The sequence below is a fragment of the Lutibacter sp. A80 genome (genome assembly GCF_022429645.1).
In the GTDB taxonomy this organism is placed as follows: Bacteria; Bacteroidota; Bacteroidia; order Flavobacteriales; family Flavobacteriaceae; genus Lutibacter.
In genome coordinates, this window is sequence record NZ_CP092480.1 from 1,510,001 (window position 1) to 1,525,000 (window position 15,000).

A 15,000-nucleotide genomic window follows, 5' to 3' on the forward strand; every position below is an offset into this window, starting at 1 on the left:
AAAATAGGTTTATAGTTTACCATTTCACCTACTTTAATTGCAGCTTTATCCATTTGACTAGGCATTACATCACATAAATACTTTAAACGAACATTGCTCTTTTTAGCGGTAATCCCTTCCAAAAAAGCTGGATATCTTCTTCCTAAACCTTGTATAGCTACATTAATTCTATCATTAGATCCTAAAATATTATTATAACTTATTGCAGACATTGCATTTACACTACTGCTTGTTAAGCCTAAACCAGCAGCAGCTAACGTAGTTTTTTTCAAAAAATTTCTTCTATCATTTCTCATAATTAATTTTATTTATTTTTTGGTGTACGAATTTTTATATTTCTAAAAGTAACCTTATCTCCATGGTCTTGCAATAAAATTTGTCCTTTTTCTAAAGTTCCAAAATTAGGCCATTTAGCATATTTGCTTTCAGAAACTAATTTTAAAAATTCATCACTTCCACGCTCGTATTCTAAAACTTTAACATTGTTTAACCAATGCTCTACATGATTGTTTTTTGAAATTATATATGCTGAATTCCATTCTCCAATTGGTTTAATAGGTTTTTGTTCATCTGCTTTAATTAAATCGTAAAGAGAACAAACTGTTCTACTCCCTTCTTTAGCACCTAATTTAGCATCAGGATGTAATGCATCATCTAAAATTTGGTATTCTAAACCTATAGAAGATCCTGGTCCTTTATTTATTTCTGTATCTACATAATATTTTATACCACTATTAGCTCCTGGTGTTAATTTAAAATCTACTTTTAATTCAAAATCGCTATATAATTCTGTAGTTACTATATCTCCACCAGCTGCAGATTCTCCTCCACCTGATGCAAGTACAGTTAACTCTCCATTTTCAATAAGCCAACCTTCTTCTGGAAATTTATCTAATTTAGCTCCACGCCATCCATTTGTAGTTTTTCCATCCCAAAGCATTTTCCAACCTTGTTTTGTCTCATCGATTGTTAAACTATTTTTTGTGATAACTGGTTCTATTGGAGATTTTGTTGAATACTTAGATAAGTTTTCTGTTAAAATTTTAGCGTTTTTCCACATGACACTTTTACCTACCTTTTCTAAATTTTTACCAACAGAATGGACCTGTAATGCAATAAACCCGCTTGAAGTTTTATCATCAATTAGGTAGGCTGCAGGCACATTATTTATCCAAGTTTTTATAGTATCTCCTATAGCTTCAACACGATAATGATTCCATTCATTTTGTTTAAAAGCAGCTTGGGCATCTGGATTATCTTCTAAAGTACATAACCAACCACGTCTTGCTTCATCATAAATACCAGCACTCCAAGCACGTTCTGAAGGATCTATTTCTATTTGATAACCATGAACTCTTCCATTTCTATAATAAGGTAAACTATTACTTCTTATTTGAATACCTGAATTCATACTAGGATCAACCTTATATTCTACTTCAAAAATAAAATTATCATAATTTTTATTAGTAGTTAAAAACGTATTTGGCGTATTTGCGACCGAAGTACCTGTAATTACACCATCTTTTACGTTGTATGTTGCAACACCTCCTAAAACAGTCCAACCTTCTAAATTATCATTATTTATAAGTGAAACCCATGGAGCTTCTTCTTTTGGTTGCTGGCATGCTACAAATAGCCCAACAAAAACTAAAATTCTTAAAATTGATTTACTCATGTTATTTATATTTATAATTATTTAATTTCTTAATTCCCATTCAAAAGGTTTAATCTTCAAGTTGTAATATTTCACTTCCAGCCAACAAAAAAGCTCCTGTTCCATAATTTTGCCAACTATTATAAGAAGCTGGATCTGGTTGCCCTCCAATATTTTGTACCCAACCAATCATACCATCCTCATGTTGACATTCAGCTAGTGCTTTCCAAGCTTTTTTTACAGCTGGCAAATATGTTGATTTCTTAAGTAAACCATTATTTATTCCCCAAGCAAGTGCAAAAGTATTAAAGCCACTTCCACTTACTTCTCCGTGACTAAACGTTTCTGGACATAATAAACTTGGATGCCATAAGCCACTTTTTGGTTGAATTTTTAACAATTTGTCTGCCATTTCTTTGTAAAGTTCCTCGTAAAAAGCTCTATGTTTATAATCTTTTGGCATATCGTCTAGTATTAAAGCTAATCCTGCGATTACCCAACCATTACCACGAGACCAAAATATTTTTTCCCCATTTGGTTCTTTTAAATCTTTATCTGTTCCTTTCCAAACAAAACGCATATCTCTTGCAAATAAATGCTCTTCTTTATCATACAATTGATTATATGATTCTACATAATATTTATGCATTTGGTCTAAATACTTTGGTTGATCCGTTAATTTTGCATATAAATTTAATACAGGAGGAGCCATAAATAAAGCATCGCACCACCACCATAAAATGGTTCTATCCATAGTACTAGTATCACTTCCATCTGTCCAGTGATTTGGTACATATAAATGAGTATCTAAAAAGTTTTTAGTTGGCTCTATATCAATAAAGTTTTTTCTTCCGCCATTCATTTCCAAGTATAAATAACTATAAGAAATTGCAACATCATCGGCATGATAGGTTCTTCTAAACGTTTTCCATTTATTTAAAAATCCATAATTTTTTAAAGCTGCTATATATTTTTGATCATTTGTTATTTTATGAGCACGCGCAACTCCTGTATAATAAGCTCCGTTAGTCCAATCTGTAGGTGCTAAAGAAAAAATAGGATGAGCTTCTTGCCAATCTAAAGCCTTTGTCATTGCAACTTCAATTTCAGTTTTATTTAACGTTTTTTGAGCTACAGAATAATTAAACAGTGTAATTATTGCTATAAATGTGAATATTGATTTTTTCATTATTCTATTTTTTACAATTTTAATTTAAATGTTGTTTCTAGATATTCCTCAGAAGATGTTCCCATCATAACAATATAACTACCAGCTTCTAATGTTTTTTCCATTTTTATACCGGTAAATTCAAGCATTTTTGGAGTAATTTTAAATGTTACAATTTTACTTTCTCCAGGAGTTAATTCAATTTTATCAAATGCTTTTAATTCTTTATCTGGTCTTGTAACTGAACCTGACACATCTTTAAGATACATTTGTACTACTTCTTTAGCTTTAACTTTTCCAGTATTAGTAACTGTAACACTTACTTCAATTTCTGAATTTGGTGTTATTTCTGAATTAGAAACTTTAATATCTGAATATTTAAAATCTGTATAACTCAACCCGTGTCCAAATGGATAAATTGGACCATTTTCAATAAATAAATAACCTTTTTTGTAATTAATTTCTTTCATACTATAGTGAAAAGGAAGTTGTCCAATAGATCGTGGAATAGTTACAGGTGATTTTCCTGAAGGAGAAACTTCACCAAAAATAATTTTAGCTGTAGATTCGTCTCCAAATTCACTTAAATCCCAAGCATCTAAAATAGCGTCTGCCTCTTTAGCAATAGTATTTATTGCTAATGTTCTTCTATGTTGTAAAACAACAATAACTGGCTTCCCTAAAGCTTTTACTTTCTCAATTAACTCATCTTGTGCTCCTAAAGGTTCAATAGTAGTTCTATCACCCAATGTACCATCAAAATACGCTTCTTTTGAAGTGTATTTATCTCCACCTAAAAATAAAATATTTACATCTGCACTTTTTGCAATATTTACCAACTTTTCTATTGATTTAGGATCTTTTTCTAAAAGTTCTGGTATTGCACTATCACCATTTGTTAAATTAAACCCTTTTTCTGCAACAAACTTTATATTATCTCCAACTACAGATTCAAATTTTGCCTTCGTATTTTCTTTTACTAAAGGTCCTAATAATGCAATTTTTATTGATTTATTTTTATTTAAAGGAAGGGTATTTTCTTCATTCTTTAATAAAATAATTGATTCTAAATCCGATTCTTTCGCCAATTCTAATGAAGACTGAGAGCGAACACCTTTTTCTACTTCTGAAATATCAATATATGGGTTGTCAAATAAACCTAATATAAATTTTGTTCTTAAAACTCTTCTAACAGATCTGTCTATATATTTTTCTAATTCAGGATTTTCTTTTACCATTTCTGGCAGGTATGAGTAGGCATCTTCTGCGTATAAATCAATATCTACACCTGCTTCTAATGCAATTCTTGCAGCATCTTTAGGTGTTTCTGCTACTTTCATAAAATAATGTAATCTACCAATATCATTGGCATCAGAAACAACATACCCTTTAAAATTCCATTGATCACGTAATACTCCGGTTAACAATTCTGGATTTCCGTGACTTGCAACTCCGTTTAAATCTCCGTGAGAAGCCATAATACCTAAACTTCTTGCTTCTATTACAGCAGCCTCAAAAGGTGGATAAATTTCATCTATTAATGTTCTTGGTGAAATTTCTATAGCTGCAAAATTAGAACCTCCTAATACTTGACCATATCCTGCAAAATGTTTTGTAACGGCTCCAATATGAGTTCCATTACCTAAACCATCATAATTTCCTTGAACTCCAAGAACAGCATTTTTAACCATTTGTGTTGTTAAGTAGGTGTCTTCACCAAATGCTTCACTCATTCTACCAAAACGAGGGTCACGAATTATATCTGCTTCTGGAGAATGACACATATGCATTCCTCTTAAACGTGCCTCACGACCAACAACATCCCAAATACGGTTTACTAAACCTGGGTTAAATGATGCTGCTGAAGTCATTGGTCTACCAAATTTTGTAGCATCGTCTGCATCTACTCCATTATAAGATTCCGTTACAAATAGTGCAGGAATTCCCCAACGATTTTGTTCAATTATATATTTTTGAAGTTTATTATTAAATTTTGCTGATTTTACTGCACTTAAATGATCTCCAGGGTTTTTAATACCCGCAATACCTATCTTCAATTTTTCTAAAACATTTTTGGAAAGTTTTAAATTTCCTTCTCTATCTGATCTTACTCCGATACCGGCATGAAAAATTCGCATTTGAGCCACTTTTTCTTCCAAAGACATTAATGGTAATAAGGCTTCAACCCTTTCATCTACAGATAAAGATGCATCTTTATAATCTTTTAATCCTGAGGATGATTGACTATGAGCATTAAAAAGAAAAGCAAATGCTACTAAGAATAAAATGTGTGTTTTCTTCATTATTTAATAATATTTAATTATAGTTATTTATGTTTTAATTTTAGTACTTTTTCATATTTAGCAAATGCTTTTCAATTTTATATTAAGATCAGTTTTTCTAGATTTAATTTTTTATTTTAAAGCTGTTATTTTGGCAACATCCATATCTCCATAATCTAAGTTTTCACCTGCCATACCCCAAATAAATGTATAATTAGAGGTTCCAGACCCACAGTGAATTGACCATGGTGGAGATATTACAGCTTGATGATTATTTATCCAAATATGTCTTGTTTCTTCTGGTTGGCCCATAAAATGACAAACAGCTTGATCTTTAGGTATATCTAAATAAAAATAAATTTCCATTCGTCTATCATGCACATGTGCAGGCATTGTGTTCCATACACTTCCTGTTTTTAATTCAGTCATCCCCATTTGTAACTGACAAGTGCTTACAATACCTCCAATAATCATTTGATTTACTGTTCGATGATTTGCTGTTTCTAAGGATCCTAATTCAATTTTATTAGCTTCTTTCTTACTTACTTTTACTGTTGGATAAACTTTATGTGCAGGAGCCGAGTTTAAATAAAATTTTGCAGGATTAGCGTTATCATCGCTTTTAAAAATAACCTCTTTATTTCCTCTTCCTACATATATAGCATCTTTAAAGTTTAATTTATAAGAAACACCTTCTACAGAAACCGTTCCGCTACCTCCAACATTTATAATACCTAACTCTCTTCTTTCCAAAAAGTAATCGGCTTTTAAAGGATCTATTACATCTAACTTTAACGCTTCAATTGGAACAACAGAACCAACAATATATCTATCATAATGGGAATATGTTAGATTAATCTCTCCTTCTTGCATTAGATTATCTACCAAAAACTCATTTCTTAACTGAGTTGTATCGTATTTTTTTACAGCTTCCGGACTTGAAGCATATCTAGATTCGTAAGTTGTTGCCATATTTTATATATTTTTAATTAATTTTCTAGTTAAAAACCTATTTTACTCTTATTTCTTCAATTAATACTATTGCATTTTTAACATCTTGCTCTAATTTTGCATAATCTTTATTTGCAATAATATCTTTTGAAATTAATTGAGACCCCATTCCAACACAAGTTACACCGGCATTAAACCAACCTGTTAAATTCTCTTTAGTTGGAGAAACTCCTCCTGTAGGCATAATGCTTGTCCAAGGTTGTGGCCCTTTAATTCCTTTTACAAACTGAGGTCCGTAAATATCTCCTGGAAATAGTTTTACAATTTCACAACCTAACTCTTCAGCTCTTGCTATTTCTGTTAATGTTCCACAGCCTGGTGACCATAAAACTTTACGACGATTACAAGCAATTGCAATATCTTCACGTAATACTGGAGTAACTATAAAATTTGCTCCTAAAGCCATATATAATGATGCTGCTGCTCCGTCGGTTACTGATCCTACACCCATTATCATTCCCGGTAATTCTGCAATAGCATATTTGGTTAATTCTCCAAAAACTTCATGTGCAAAATCTCCACGAGCTGTAAATTCCATTAAACGTGCTCCACCATCATAACAAGCCTTTAATACTTTTTTACTTAATTCTATATCACTATTAAAAAACAAAGGAATCATTCCTGTTTCTTTCATTGCTGTTGCTACTTCTATTCTTGTAAATTGTGCCATTTTTTATTTTATAAATTAAACAACCTTGGTAAAAACATTGATATTTCTGGAATAAAACTAATCAGCATTAAAACAATTACCATTATCAATAAAAATGGTAACAACGGCCTAATTACTTGTGTAACTGAAACTTTTGCAACCCCACTACCCACAAAGAGCAAAGTTCCTACGGGAGGTGTACAAATTCCTATACATAAGTTTAGAACTATTACAATTCCAAAATGCACTGGATCCATACCTAAAGTAGTTACAACTGGAAGAAAAATTGGCGTAAAAATTAATACAGCAGGTGTCATATCCATAAATGTTCCAATAATAAGTAATATTATATTTATTGCTAAAAAGATTGCAAACTTATTATTTAACTGTTCTAAAAGAAAAGTACTTATCATTTCTGGAATTCCTTCAAAAGAAAATAACCAAGACATTGCCATAGAAGTACAAATTAAAAACATAACTACGGCTGTTGTTTTTGCACTTGTTAATAGTACTTCTGGAAATTCTTTTACTTTCATATCTCCATAAATCAATGCTAATATAGCTGCATATAAAACTGCGATTACAGATGCTTCTGTAGCTGTAAATACTCCTGCAACAATACCTCCAACAACAACAACTAATAATAGTAAGCTAAAAAATGCTTTTCTAAAATAATTCCATATTTCTAAAAAAGTAGATCTTTTTCCTTTAGCATATCCTTTAGTTATTGCTATAAAAGCTATATACCCCATAATTGCAACACCTAACAAAATACCTGGTAAATATCCTGCAATAAACAATGCGGCTACAGAAGCTGTTCCTCCACTTGCCAAAGCATATACAATAAGGATATTACTTGGTGGAATTAACAAACCTGTTGTTGATGATGTAATATTTACAGATGCACTAAATGTTTTAGGATATCCTTCTTCTTCCATTCTATCTGTCATAATTGAGCCAATGGCCGAAGCAGCTGCTAGTGCAGATCCCGATATTGCTCCAAAAAGCATAGAAGCTAACACATTTACATATGCTAATCCTCCTGGTAAACTCGCCACCAAAGATTTTGCAAAATTGATTAATCTATTGGCTATTCCTCCTCGCTTCATAATCTCTCCTGCTAATATAAAAAACGGAATGGCTAATAAGGCAAAACTATCTATACCCGTAGTCATTCTTTGAGCTATAGTTGTTATACCAGGCATCCTATCTATATTTAATAAAAGGCTTAAAGTTGTTGCAATACCAATACTGTAAGCTATAGGAACCTTTAGCAATAAAAGTGTAAAAAAACTACCAAACAAAACGATAATACTTATTATTTCTATACTCATAATTAATTGGTGATTTTGTTTGAATAAATAGTTGAAATATGATATATAGAATAGCACATTATTAAAACTCCACTAAAAGGCATAATTGCATATATATATCCTAAAGGAATTCTTAATGTTCCAGAAAGTTGCTCTAAGTGCAATGTGGTATACACTAAATTGAAGCCTCCAATTACCATGACTATTAATGCAAAAAGAAAAATTAACAATTCTATAAGTATAGATACTTTTCTTTTGTTAGATAAAGATAATTTTTGATATAAAAAATCCATAGAGAGGTGCTCTCTTTTTCCGTTAAGGTATGCTGCTCCTAAAATGGTTAACCAAATTAAGGAAAACCTTGCAAACTCTTCTGTCCAAGAAAAGGATGTACCCAAAATATATCTTGAAAACACTTGAAACAGAACATCTAAAACTAACAATGCAAATATTGTTATTAAAATTTTCTCTAAAATTAGATTTGTTTTATTAAAAACGAACTCTGATTTACTCATAATTATTGTGCTTTAATTTGATTTACAATTGAAGCCATATCTGGATGCTTAGCTACAAACTCTTCCAAAACCGATTTAGATTTTTCAGAAAACAATGATTTTTCTGGAATTATAATTTCAACTCCTGCTTCTTTTGCTGTTTTCATAGATGCTTCTACAGATTCACTCCAAAACTTTTTTTGAGCTTGAGAAGATTCATCTGCTGCTTCTTGCACCCATTTTTTTTCATCTTCAGATAATTTCTCCCAATATTTTGTTCCTATTAAAAGAACATCTGGTACTGCAGAATGCTCATCTAAGGTATAATATTTACTAATTTCGTAATGATTTGAAGATACAAATGATGGTTCATTATTTTCGGCACCATCAACAACTCCTTGTTGAAGCGCAGTATACAATTCACTGTAAGATAAAGGAGTAGCTGAACCTCCCATAGAATTAACCATATTAATAGCCATTTGATTGTTCATCACTCTAATTTTAAGTCCTTTTAAATCTTCTGGAGTTCTAATTGCTTTTTTACTGGTATAAAAACTTCTACTTCCAGCATCGTAATAACAAAGTCCGCGTAACCAAAATTTACTTCCTTTTTCTAAGATTGATTTCCCAATAGGGCCTTCTAAAACATTAAATCTATGTTCCTTGTCTCTAAATAAATAAGGGATTCCTAAAATATGATATTCTGGAACAAAATTAGACAGTGTAGCTGCACTTACTTTTGTTGCTGCTACGCTTCCAATTTGTAATAATTCTAAAACTTCTCTTTCCGATCCTAATTGGGCATCAGGGAAAATTTTAACTTTTAAAGTTCCGTTAGATTTTATTTCTAAAGATTTCTTAAATTCTAAAATTCCCTTATGAACTGGATGCGTTTGAGGTAAGCCATGTGCCAAATACAATATTTTTGATCCTGATTCTTCTTTACAAGAAAATAAGCTTAAAAAAAGAAGTATTAAAATTGGTGTTTTCTTCATAAAAATTAAAATTTAAGTTATAATCACAATCAATTATATTTAAAATTGAAATACGACACTGCATTATTATAGCATATATCTTGTACCATTTTTCCTAAAAATGGAATATCATTTGGCACTAAGCCTTTATTTATATCTTCAGCTAGTAGATTGCATAAAATTCTTCTAAAATATTCATGTCTAGGGTAAGATAAAAAGCTACGACTATCTGTTAACATTCCAACAAAGCGACTTAATAACCCCATATTAGATAAGGTGTTTAATTGTTTTTCCATACCATCTTTTTGATCTAAAAACCACCAACCAGATCCCCATTGCATTTTACCTGGAATTCCTCCTGTTTGAAAATTCCCCATCATTGTTGCAAAAACTTCATTTTGAGATGAATCTAAATTATAAGTAATTGTTTTTGTTAATTGATTGGTTGAATTTAAGGTGTTAAATAACTTAGACATAAATTCTGCCATAGGGAAATCTCCAATAGAATCACAACCAACATCTAAACCTACTTGTTCTTCTAACCTTGAATTATTATTTCTAATTGCACCTAAATGGTACTGCTGTACCCAATCAAATTTATGATATTGTTTTGCTAAATGAAGAAAAATACTTGATCTATATTTATTAACTTCTAAAATTGAAAGTGTTTCTCCTTTTAGATTTTTATCAAAAATTAAAGCGACTTCTTCTTCAGTAAAATCTTCAATAGCCAATGCTTCTCCTACACCAAAATCCGAAACTTTACATCCGTTTTCATTAAAATAACCAATTCTTTCATCTATTGCTTTTATAAAGTCTGAATATGAAGTTATTTCGAAATTAACTGAATTACTCAATTTTTTAAGATATTCTAGAAATTTTTCTTTCCCAATAAAAAATAATTCATCAGCTCTAAAAGTTGGATATACTTTTGTGTAAAATTTTTTTTCAGCTATTACTTTATGGTATTGTAAATCGTCAGTTGGATCATCTGTTGTACAAATCACTTTCACATTCATATCTTCCAATAATTGTGCAGGTGTTTTTGTTGCTAAAATTGTATTTGCTTTTTTATAAATCTCTTTTGCATTGTTTGGCTGCAAAATTTCATCAATATTAAAATAACGTTTTAACTCTAAATGTGTCCAGTGAAACAACGGATTTCTAACTGTTTGTGGAACAGTTTCTGCCCATTTTTCAAAACGTTCCTCTAATGATGCTGAACCTGTAATAAATAATTCATCAATACCATTAGCTCGCATTCCCCGCCATTTGTAATGATCACCTTCTAACCAAACTTTTGAAATATTTTCAACCGGCTTATCTTCTGCAATTTGTTTTGCAGATAAATGATTATGATAATCGATTATAGGCATTTCTTTTGCATATTCATGATACAAAATTTCAGCCTCTTTAGAATTTAGTAAGAAGTTTTCAGTAATAAATGCTTTTGAATTTATTTGACTCATACTAATTATATACTTTTTGAGATTCCAAACTCCAGACCTCTTAATTCAGCTAACCCTCTTAATCTACCAATTCCTGAATATCCAGGATTAGTTTTTTTATGCAAATCATCTAACATTTGATGTCCGTGATCTGGGCGCATTGGAATTACAGCATCTTTTTTATTCAAAGAATGTCTTCTTCGTTCTTCTAAAACCACTTCTTTTACAATATTATACATATCAACATTCCCTTCTAAATGATTGGCTTCATAAAAATTACCCAGGTTATCTCTTTGTGTACTTCTCAAATGTAAAAAGTGAACTCTATCTGCAAAACGTTTAAACATCTGCACTAAATTGTTATCTGCTCTTACACCTAATGAACCTGTACAAAAAGTAATACCATTAGCTCTATTTGGAACTTGTTCAAATAGATAAGCATAATCTTCTTCGGTACTTACAACTCTTGGTAATCCTAAAATTGGCATTGGTGGATCATCTGGATGAATACACATTAACACTTCATTTTCAGCTGCAATAGGAATAATTTCTTTTAAAAACAAGATTAAATTTTCTCTTAATGTATCTGCGTCAATATTTTTATAGGTATCTAAAATTTGTTGAAACTGTTCAAGCGTATACCCTTCTTCTGCACCTGGTAACCCCGCAATAATATTATTTACAAGTATTGTTTTATCTTCTTCAGAAAGACTTTCAACATATACTTTAGCAGCATTTTGTTGTTCTTTAGAATAATTACTTTCAGCTCCTGGACGTTTTAGTAAATACAGCTCAAAAGCAGCAAAAGCAATTAAATCGAAACGTAAGGCTTTAGAACCATCTGCTACTTCAAATTTTAGATCTGTTCGTGTCCAATCAAGCACTGGCATAAAGTTATAACATACAATGTTTATTCCGCAAGTTGCAAGGTTTTGAATACTTTGTTTATAATTTTCAATATATACTTTATATGCTCCAGACCTGGTTTTTATGTTTTCGTGAACCGGAATACTTTCAACAACACTCCAACTTAACCCTTGTTCTTCAATTATTTTTTTTCTTTCATTTATAGCTTCAACCGTCCAAACTTCACCATTAGGAATTTGGTGAAGTGCCGAAACTACTCCAGTAGCTCCTGCTTGTTTTATATCTGTTAATTTTACTGGATCATTTGGTCCATACCAACGCCAAGTTTGTTCCATAATTTAAATTTCTTTTTAATTAAACACCACTAAATGCACTAAATCCTCCATCAATTGGTACAACAACACCTGTTACAAATGAAGCTCCTTCTCCACACAACCATAGTGTAGTTCCAATTAAATCTTCGGGTTCTCCAAATTTACCCATTGGGGTTTGTTCTATAATAGTAGTTCCTCTTTCAGTTAAACTTCCATCTTCAGTAGTTAAAAGTGCTCTATTTTGATCCGTTAAAAAGAATCCAGGAGCTAATGCATTTACACGAATACCAACTTTTGAAAAATGTACTGCTAACCACTGTGTAAAATTAGATACTGCTGCTTTTGCTCCACTATAAGCTGGTATTTTAGTTAAAGGAGTAAAAGCATTCATTGATGAAATATTTAATACACTACACCCTTTTTTACCAACCATATCTTTAGCAAAAACTTGAGTAGGTAACAAAGTACCTATAAAGTTTAAATTAAATACAAATTCAATTCCTTTTGGATCTAAATCAAAAAATGTTTTAAAACCTTCTTCTACATTTAACAAATCTTCTTCTAACAGATGTGAATTAGAAGTTGTTCCTAACGGATGATTACCGCCAGCTCCATTAATTAATATATCGCACGAACCCAATTGCTCATTCACAACTTTTTTTGCTTGAATTAAAGATTCTTTATCTAATACATTAGAAGCAACACCAATAGCAATTCCTCCTGCTCCTTTAATTTCATTGGCTACCTTATTTGCAGCATCAATTCTTAAATCTAAAACGGCTATTTTATGTCCTTCTTCAGCTAAAGCTTTAGCCAAAGTACTACATAAAACTCCTCCTGCTCCAGTTAATACAATTACTTTACTCATTTCTTTATTCTTAAATTTAATTTTTCGTGTCCGCACACGTAATTCATTAAAAAAACACAGATATTAATTCATCTAAAAAAACAATAAATATCTCGTGTACGTACACAAAAATAACAATTTTAATGAATTATCACTTTGTTTTCATATATTTTTTTGATATTTGTATTGATTTTAAATAACTTATGATTACTATAAAAGAAATTGCTAAAATTGCCAATGTTTCTATTGGGACGGTTGATAGAGTTATTCACAATAGGACAGGTGTATCTAATAAAACCAGAGAAAAGGTTCAAAAAATATTAAATGAAAGGAACTTTAAAATAAATAATATTGCCAGATCCTTGGCTATGAAAAAAAAGTATAACCTTTCTGTGTTGATACCTAAATTTGATAGTAATAATCTATTTTGGAAATCACCTTTATTAGGTATTTCGAAAGCTGCAGAAGATGTTTTAAGTTTTGGAGTTGAAGTTAAAAATTACACATTTAATCAATTAGATAATAAATCTTACATAAATAGTTTTAAAAACTTAATTAAAGAAAACCCTGAAGCGGTAATACTTACACCATTATTTTTAGATGAAACTAAAATAATGGTAAATATTTTAGATAAAAAAAAGATTCCTTACATTTTCTTAAACATTGAAATGAATGGTTTTAACAACCTTACTTTTATAGGTCAAGATTCATATAAAGGAGGTTACTTATCAGGTAAATTAATGCACCTATGTACAGAACAAAAATCTAATTATTTAATAACTGATATAGAATCAAAATTATACAATAATAATGTTATAGAAGGACGTGTACAAGGTTTTAAATCTTATTTTAATAAAAATAAAATTCCTTTCAAATCTACTTCATTGAACTTTGAAGATTTAAATAATTTAGATTACGTAAAACAACAATTAAAAAAAGTGTTTGAAAAACATTCCGATATATCGGGTATTCTTGTACCTTCAAGTAGAATATCTACTATCTCAAGTTGTATTGAATCTAAAAAATTAAAAACTTTAAGTTTAATTGGCTTCGATACAACAGAACAAAATATTGAATTTTTAAAAAATGATAAGATTACTTTTTTAATTTCTCAAAAATCGTTTAATCAAGGATTCAAATCAGTTAAAATAATGGCAGATTTTTTAATTCAAAACTCCATACCTAAAGAAAAAATATACTCTCCTTTAGAAATTATCACCAAAGAAAATTTAGAGTTTAGTCAGCAAGAAAAATGGCATTATATTAATGAACACTAGCCCACAAATTATGGAAGTAGAGTAACACTACATAAAATAAAAATATTATCAGCTATTCTGCTTCAAAACTTACATCAATACCAGGATTTAGTAATTCTTCCTTTTTAGCTTCCAAATAAGATACCCATTGTTTATTATTTGTAATTTCACCAGCTTTATCCCAAACTGCTCCTGTATAATAAATAAAAGGCTCATTATTAATAACGTCAACTTCAGCTAAAAATTGATTATATCTAATTTTCATATCGTTAACTTTTGAAGGTATAATAACTCCTACTCCAGTAGTTCCATCATCACCATGCGTTGGCTCCCAATAAGATAAAATTCCATCATTAATATTAAGTAATTCTTTACCACCATCACCAGATCGCTTAATTATACCAATAACTGCAGTATGTTTAGCTTCATTATCAAAAGTATAAGAAACCGCTATTTTATTCAACTGATTTCCAGCATCTAAACTTATAGTTTTAGTAGCCGTTACACTCTCACCTGCAACAAGCCAACTTTCGAATTCTAATTTAAATGTAGTACGTAAAGGACCATTATCAAGTATTTTATACTTATAATAGTTTTTAGAATACCAAATACTATCATTTTTATAAGGTGCAATATTACCAGCTCCTAAAGTAAAACCTACATGGTAATAATCCATACCATCACCGTGATCTTTATGGTAATTTCCTCTTTTATAACGATCAT

Annotated in this window: 14 protein-coding genes (2 of these 14 only partly in view); 1 reads left to right on the forward strand and 13 read right to left on the reverse strand. The window is 30.5% G+C overall.

Annotation, left to right across the window (positions count from 1 at the left end):
* The 12 genes from MHL31_RS06520 to MHL31_RS06575 all read right to left on the reverse strand — a co-directional run.
* Nucleotides 1–296: the start of a Gfo/Idh/MocA family oxidoreductase gene (locus MHL31_RS06520; RefSeq protein WP_240228281.1), read on the reverse strand. Its footprint begins 1,051 nt before the window's first position; 296 of the gene's 1,347 nt are visible here — the first part of the coding sequence; the start codon lies at nt 294–296; its stop codon lies beyond the left edge, outside the window.
* Nucleotides 297–304: 8 nt separating this feature from the next.
* The gene (locus MHL31_RS06525) at nt 305–1,675 is read right to left on the reverse strand and encodes a DUF1080 domain-containing protein (protein ID WP_240228283.1); all 1,371 of its coding nucleotides are present in this window, start codon (nt 1,673–1,675) and stop codon (nt 305–307) included.
* Nucleotides 1,676–1,724: 49 nt separating this feature from the next.
* Nucleotides 1,725–2,843, reverse strand: a complete 1,119-nt coding sequence (locus MHL31_RS06530; RefSeq protein ID WP_240228285.1) for a glycoside hydrolase family 105 protein — start codon at nt 2,841–2,843, stop codon at nt 1,725–1,727.
* Between the two features lie 11 nt (nt 2,844–2,854).
* Complete coding sequence (locus MHL31_RS06535; protein ID WP_240228287.1) at nt 2,855–5,125, reverse strand: glycoside hydrolase family 3 N-terminal domain-containing protein; 2,271 nt, start codon at nt 5,123–5,125, stop codon at nt 2,855–2,857.
* A 111-nt stretch (nt 5,126–5,236) separates the two neighbouring features.
* The gene (gene kduI / locus MHL31_RS06540; protein ID WP_240228289.1) at nt 5,237–6,076 is read right to left on the reverse strand and encodes a 5-dehydro-4-deoxy-D-glucuronate isomerase; all 840 of its coding nucleotides are present in this window, start codon (nt 6,074–6,076) and stop codon (nt 5,237–5,239) included.
* 37 nt (nt 6,077–6,113) lie between these two features.
* Nucleotides 6,114–6,785 (reverse strand): bifunctional 4-hydroxy-2-oxoglutarate aldolase/2-dehydro-3-deoxy-phosphogluconate aldolase, encoded by a 672-nt coding sequence (locus MHL31_RS06545; RefSeq protein WP_240228291.1) that lies wholly within the window; start codon nt 6,783–6,785, stop codon nt 6,114–6,116.
* Nucleotides 6,786–6,793: 8 nt separating this feature from the next.
* Entirely contained in the window at nt 6,794–8,098 is a 1,305-nt protein-coding gene (locus MHL31_RS06550) for a TRAP transporter large permease (protein WP_240228292.1), read from the reverse strand.
* A 2-nt stretch (nt 8,099–8,100) separates the two neighbouring features.
* Complete coding sequence (locus MHL31_RS06555; protein WP_240228293.1) at nt 8,101–8,592, reverse strand: TRAP transporter small permease; 492 nt, start codon at nt 8,590–8,592, stop codon at nt 8,101–8,103.
* A gap of 2 nt (nt 8,593–8,594) precedes the next feature.
* Nucleotides 8,595–9,566, reverse strand: coding sequence for a TRAP transporter substrate-binding protein (locus MHL31_RS06560; protein WP_240228294.1), 972 nt, complete (start codon nt 9,564–9,566; stop codon nt 8,595–8,597).
* A 29-nt stretch (nt 9,567–9,595) separates the two neighbouring features.
* Complete coding sequence (gene uxaC / locus MHL31_RS06565) at nt 9,596–11,014, reverse strand: glucuronate isomerase (protein ID WP_240228295.1); 1,419 nt, start codon at nt 11,012–11,014, stop codon at nt 9,596–9,598.
* Nucleotides 11,015–11,019: 5 nt separating this feature from the next.
* Entirely contained in the window at nt 11,020–12,195 is a 1,176-nt protein-coding gene (gene uxuA, locus MHL31_RS06570; RefSeq protein ID WP_240228296.1) for a mannonate dehydratase, read from the reverse strand.
* Between the two features lie 19 nt (nt 12,196–12,214).
* Nucleotides 12,215–13,042 (reverse strand): SDR family oxidoreductase, encoded by an 828-nt coding sequence (locus MHL31_RS06575; protein WP_240228297.1) that lies wholly within the window; start codon nt 13,040–13,042, stop codon nt 12,215–12,217.
* 182 nt (nt 13,043–13,224) lie between these two features.
* Here MHL31_RS06575 and MHL31_RS06580 point away from each other — a divergent pair, with 182 nt between their 5' ends.
* Complete coding sequence (locus MHL31_RS06580; RefSeq protein ID WP_240228298.1) at nt 13,225–14,298, forward strand: substrate-binding domain-containing protein; 1,074 nt, start codon at nt 13,225–13,227, stop codon at nt 14,296–14,298.
* A gap of 52 nt (nt 14,299–14,350) precedes the next feature.
* Here the strand turns inward: MHL31_RS06580 and MHL31_RS06585 are convergent, their stop codons facing one another.
* Nucleotides 14,351–15,000, reverse strand: partial view of a DUF4861 family protein gene (locus tag MHL31_RS06585; protein WP_240228300.1) — the 3' portion only. Its footprint extends 502 nt past the window's final position; only the last 650 of its 1,152 coding nucleotides appear in the window; the start codon falls outside the window, past its right edge; its stop codon occupies nt 14,351–14,353.

Bases quoted from the DNA above. Each gene is read 5' to 3' on its own strand.
- MHL31_RS06525 (WP_240228283.1), bottom strand. From the start codon at position 1,675: ATGAGTAAATCAATTTTAAGAATTTTAGTTTTTGTTGGGCTATTTGTA.
- MHL31_RS06530 (WP_240228285.1), bottom strand. From the start codon at position 2,843: ATGAAAAAATCAATATTCACATTTATAGCAATAATTACACTGTTTAAT.
- MHL31_RS06535 (WP_240228287.1), bottom strand. From the start codon at position 5,125: ATGAAGAAAACACACATTTTATTCTTAGTAGCATTTGCTTTTCTTTTT.
- kduI (WP_240228289.1), bottom strand. From the start codon at position 6,076: ATGGCAACAACTTACGAATCTAGATATGCTTCAAGTCCGGAAGCTGTA.
- MHL31_RS06545 (WP_240228291.1), bottom strand. From the start codon at position 6,785: ATGGCACAATTTACAAGAATAGAAGTAGCAACAGCAATGAAAGAAACA.
- MHL31_RS06550 (WP_240228292.1), bottom strand. From the start codon at position 8,098: ATGAGTATAGAAATAATAAGTATTATCGTTTTGTTTGGTAGTTTTTTT.
- MHL31_RS06555 (WP_240228293.1), bottom strand. From the start codon at position 8,592: ATGAGTAAATCAGAGTTCGTTTTTAATAAAACAAATCTAATTTTAGAG.
- MHL31_RS06560 (WP_240228294.1), bottom strand. From the start codon at position 9,566: ATGAAGAAAACACCAATTTTAATACTTCTTTTTTTAAGCTTATTTTCT.
- uxaC (WP_240228295.1), bottom strand. From the start codon at position 11,014: ATGAGTCAAATAAATTCAAAAGCATTTATTACTGAAAACTTCTTACTA.
- uxuA (WP_240228296.1), bottom strand. From the start codon at position 12,195: ATGGAACAAACTTGGCGTTGGTATGGACCAAATGATCCAGTAAAATTA.
- MHL31_RS06575 (WP_240228297.1), bottom strand. From the start codon at position 13,042: ATGAGTAAAGTAATTGTATTAACTGGAGCAGGAGGAGTTTTATGTAGT.
- MHL31_RS06580 (WP_240228298.1), top strand. From the start codon at position 13,225: ATGATTACTATAAAAGAAATTGCTAAAATTGCCAATGTTTCTATTGGG.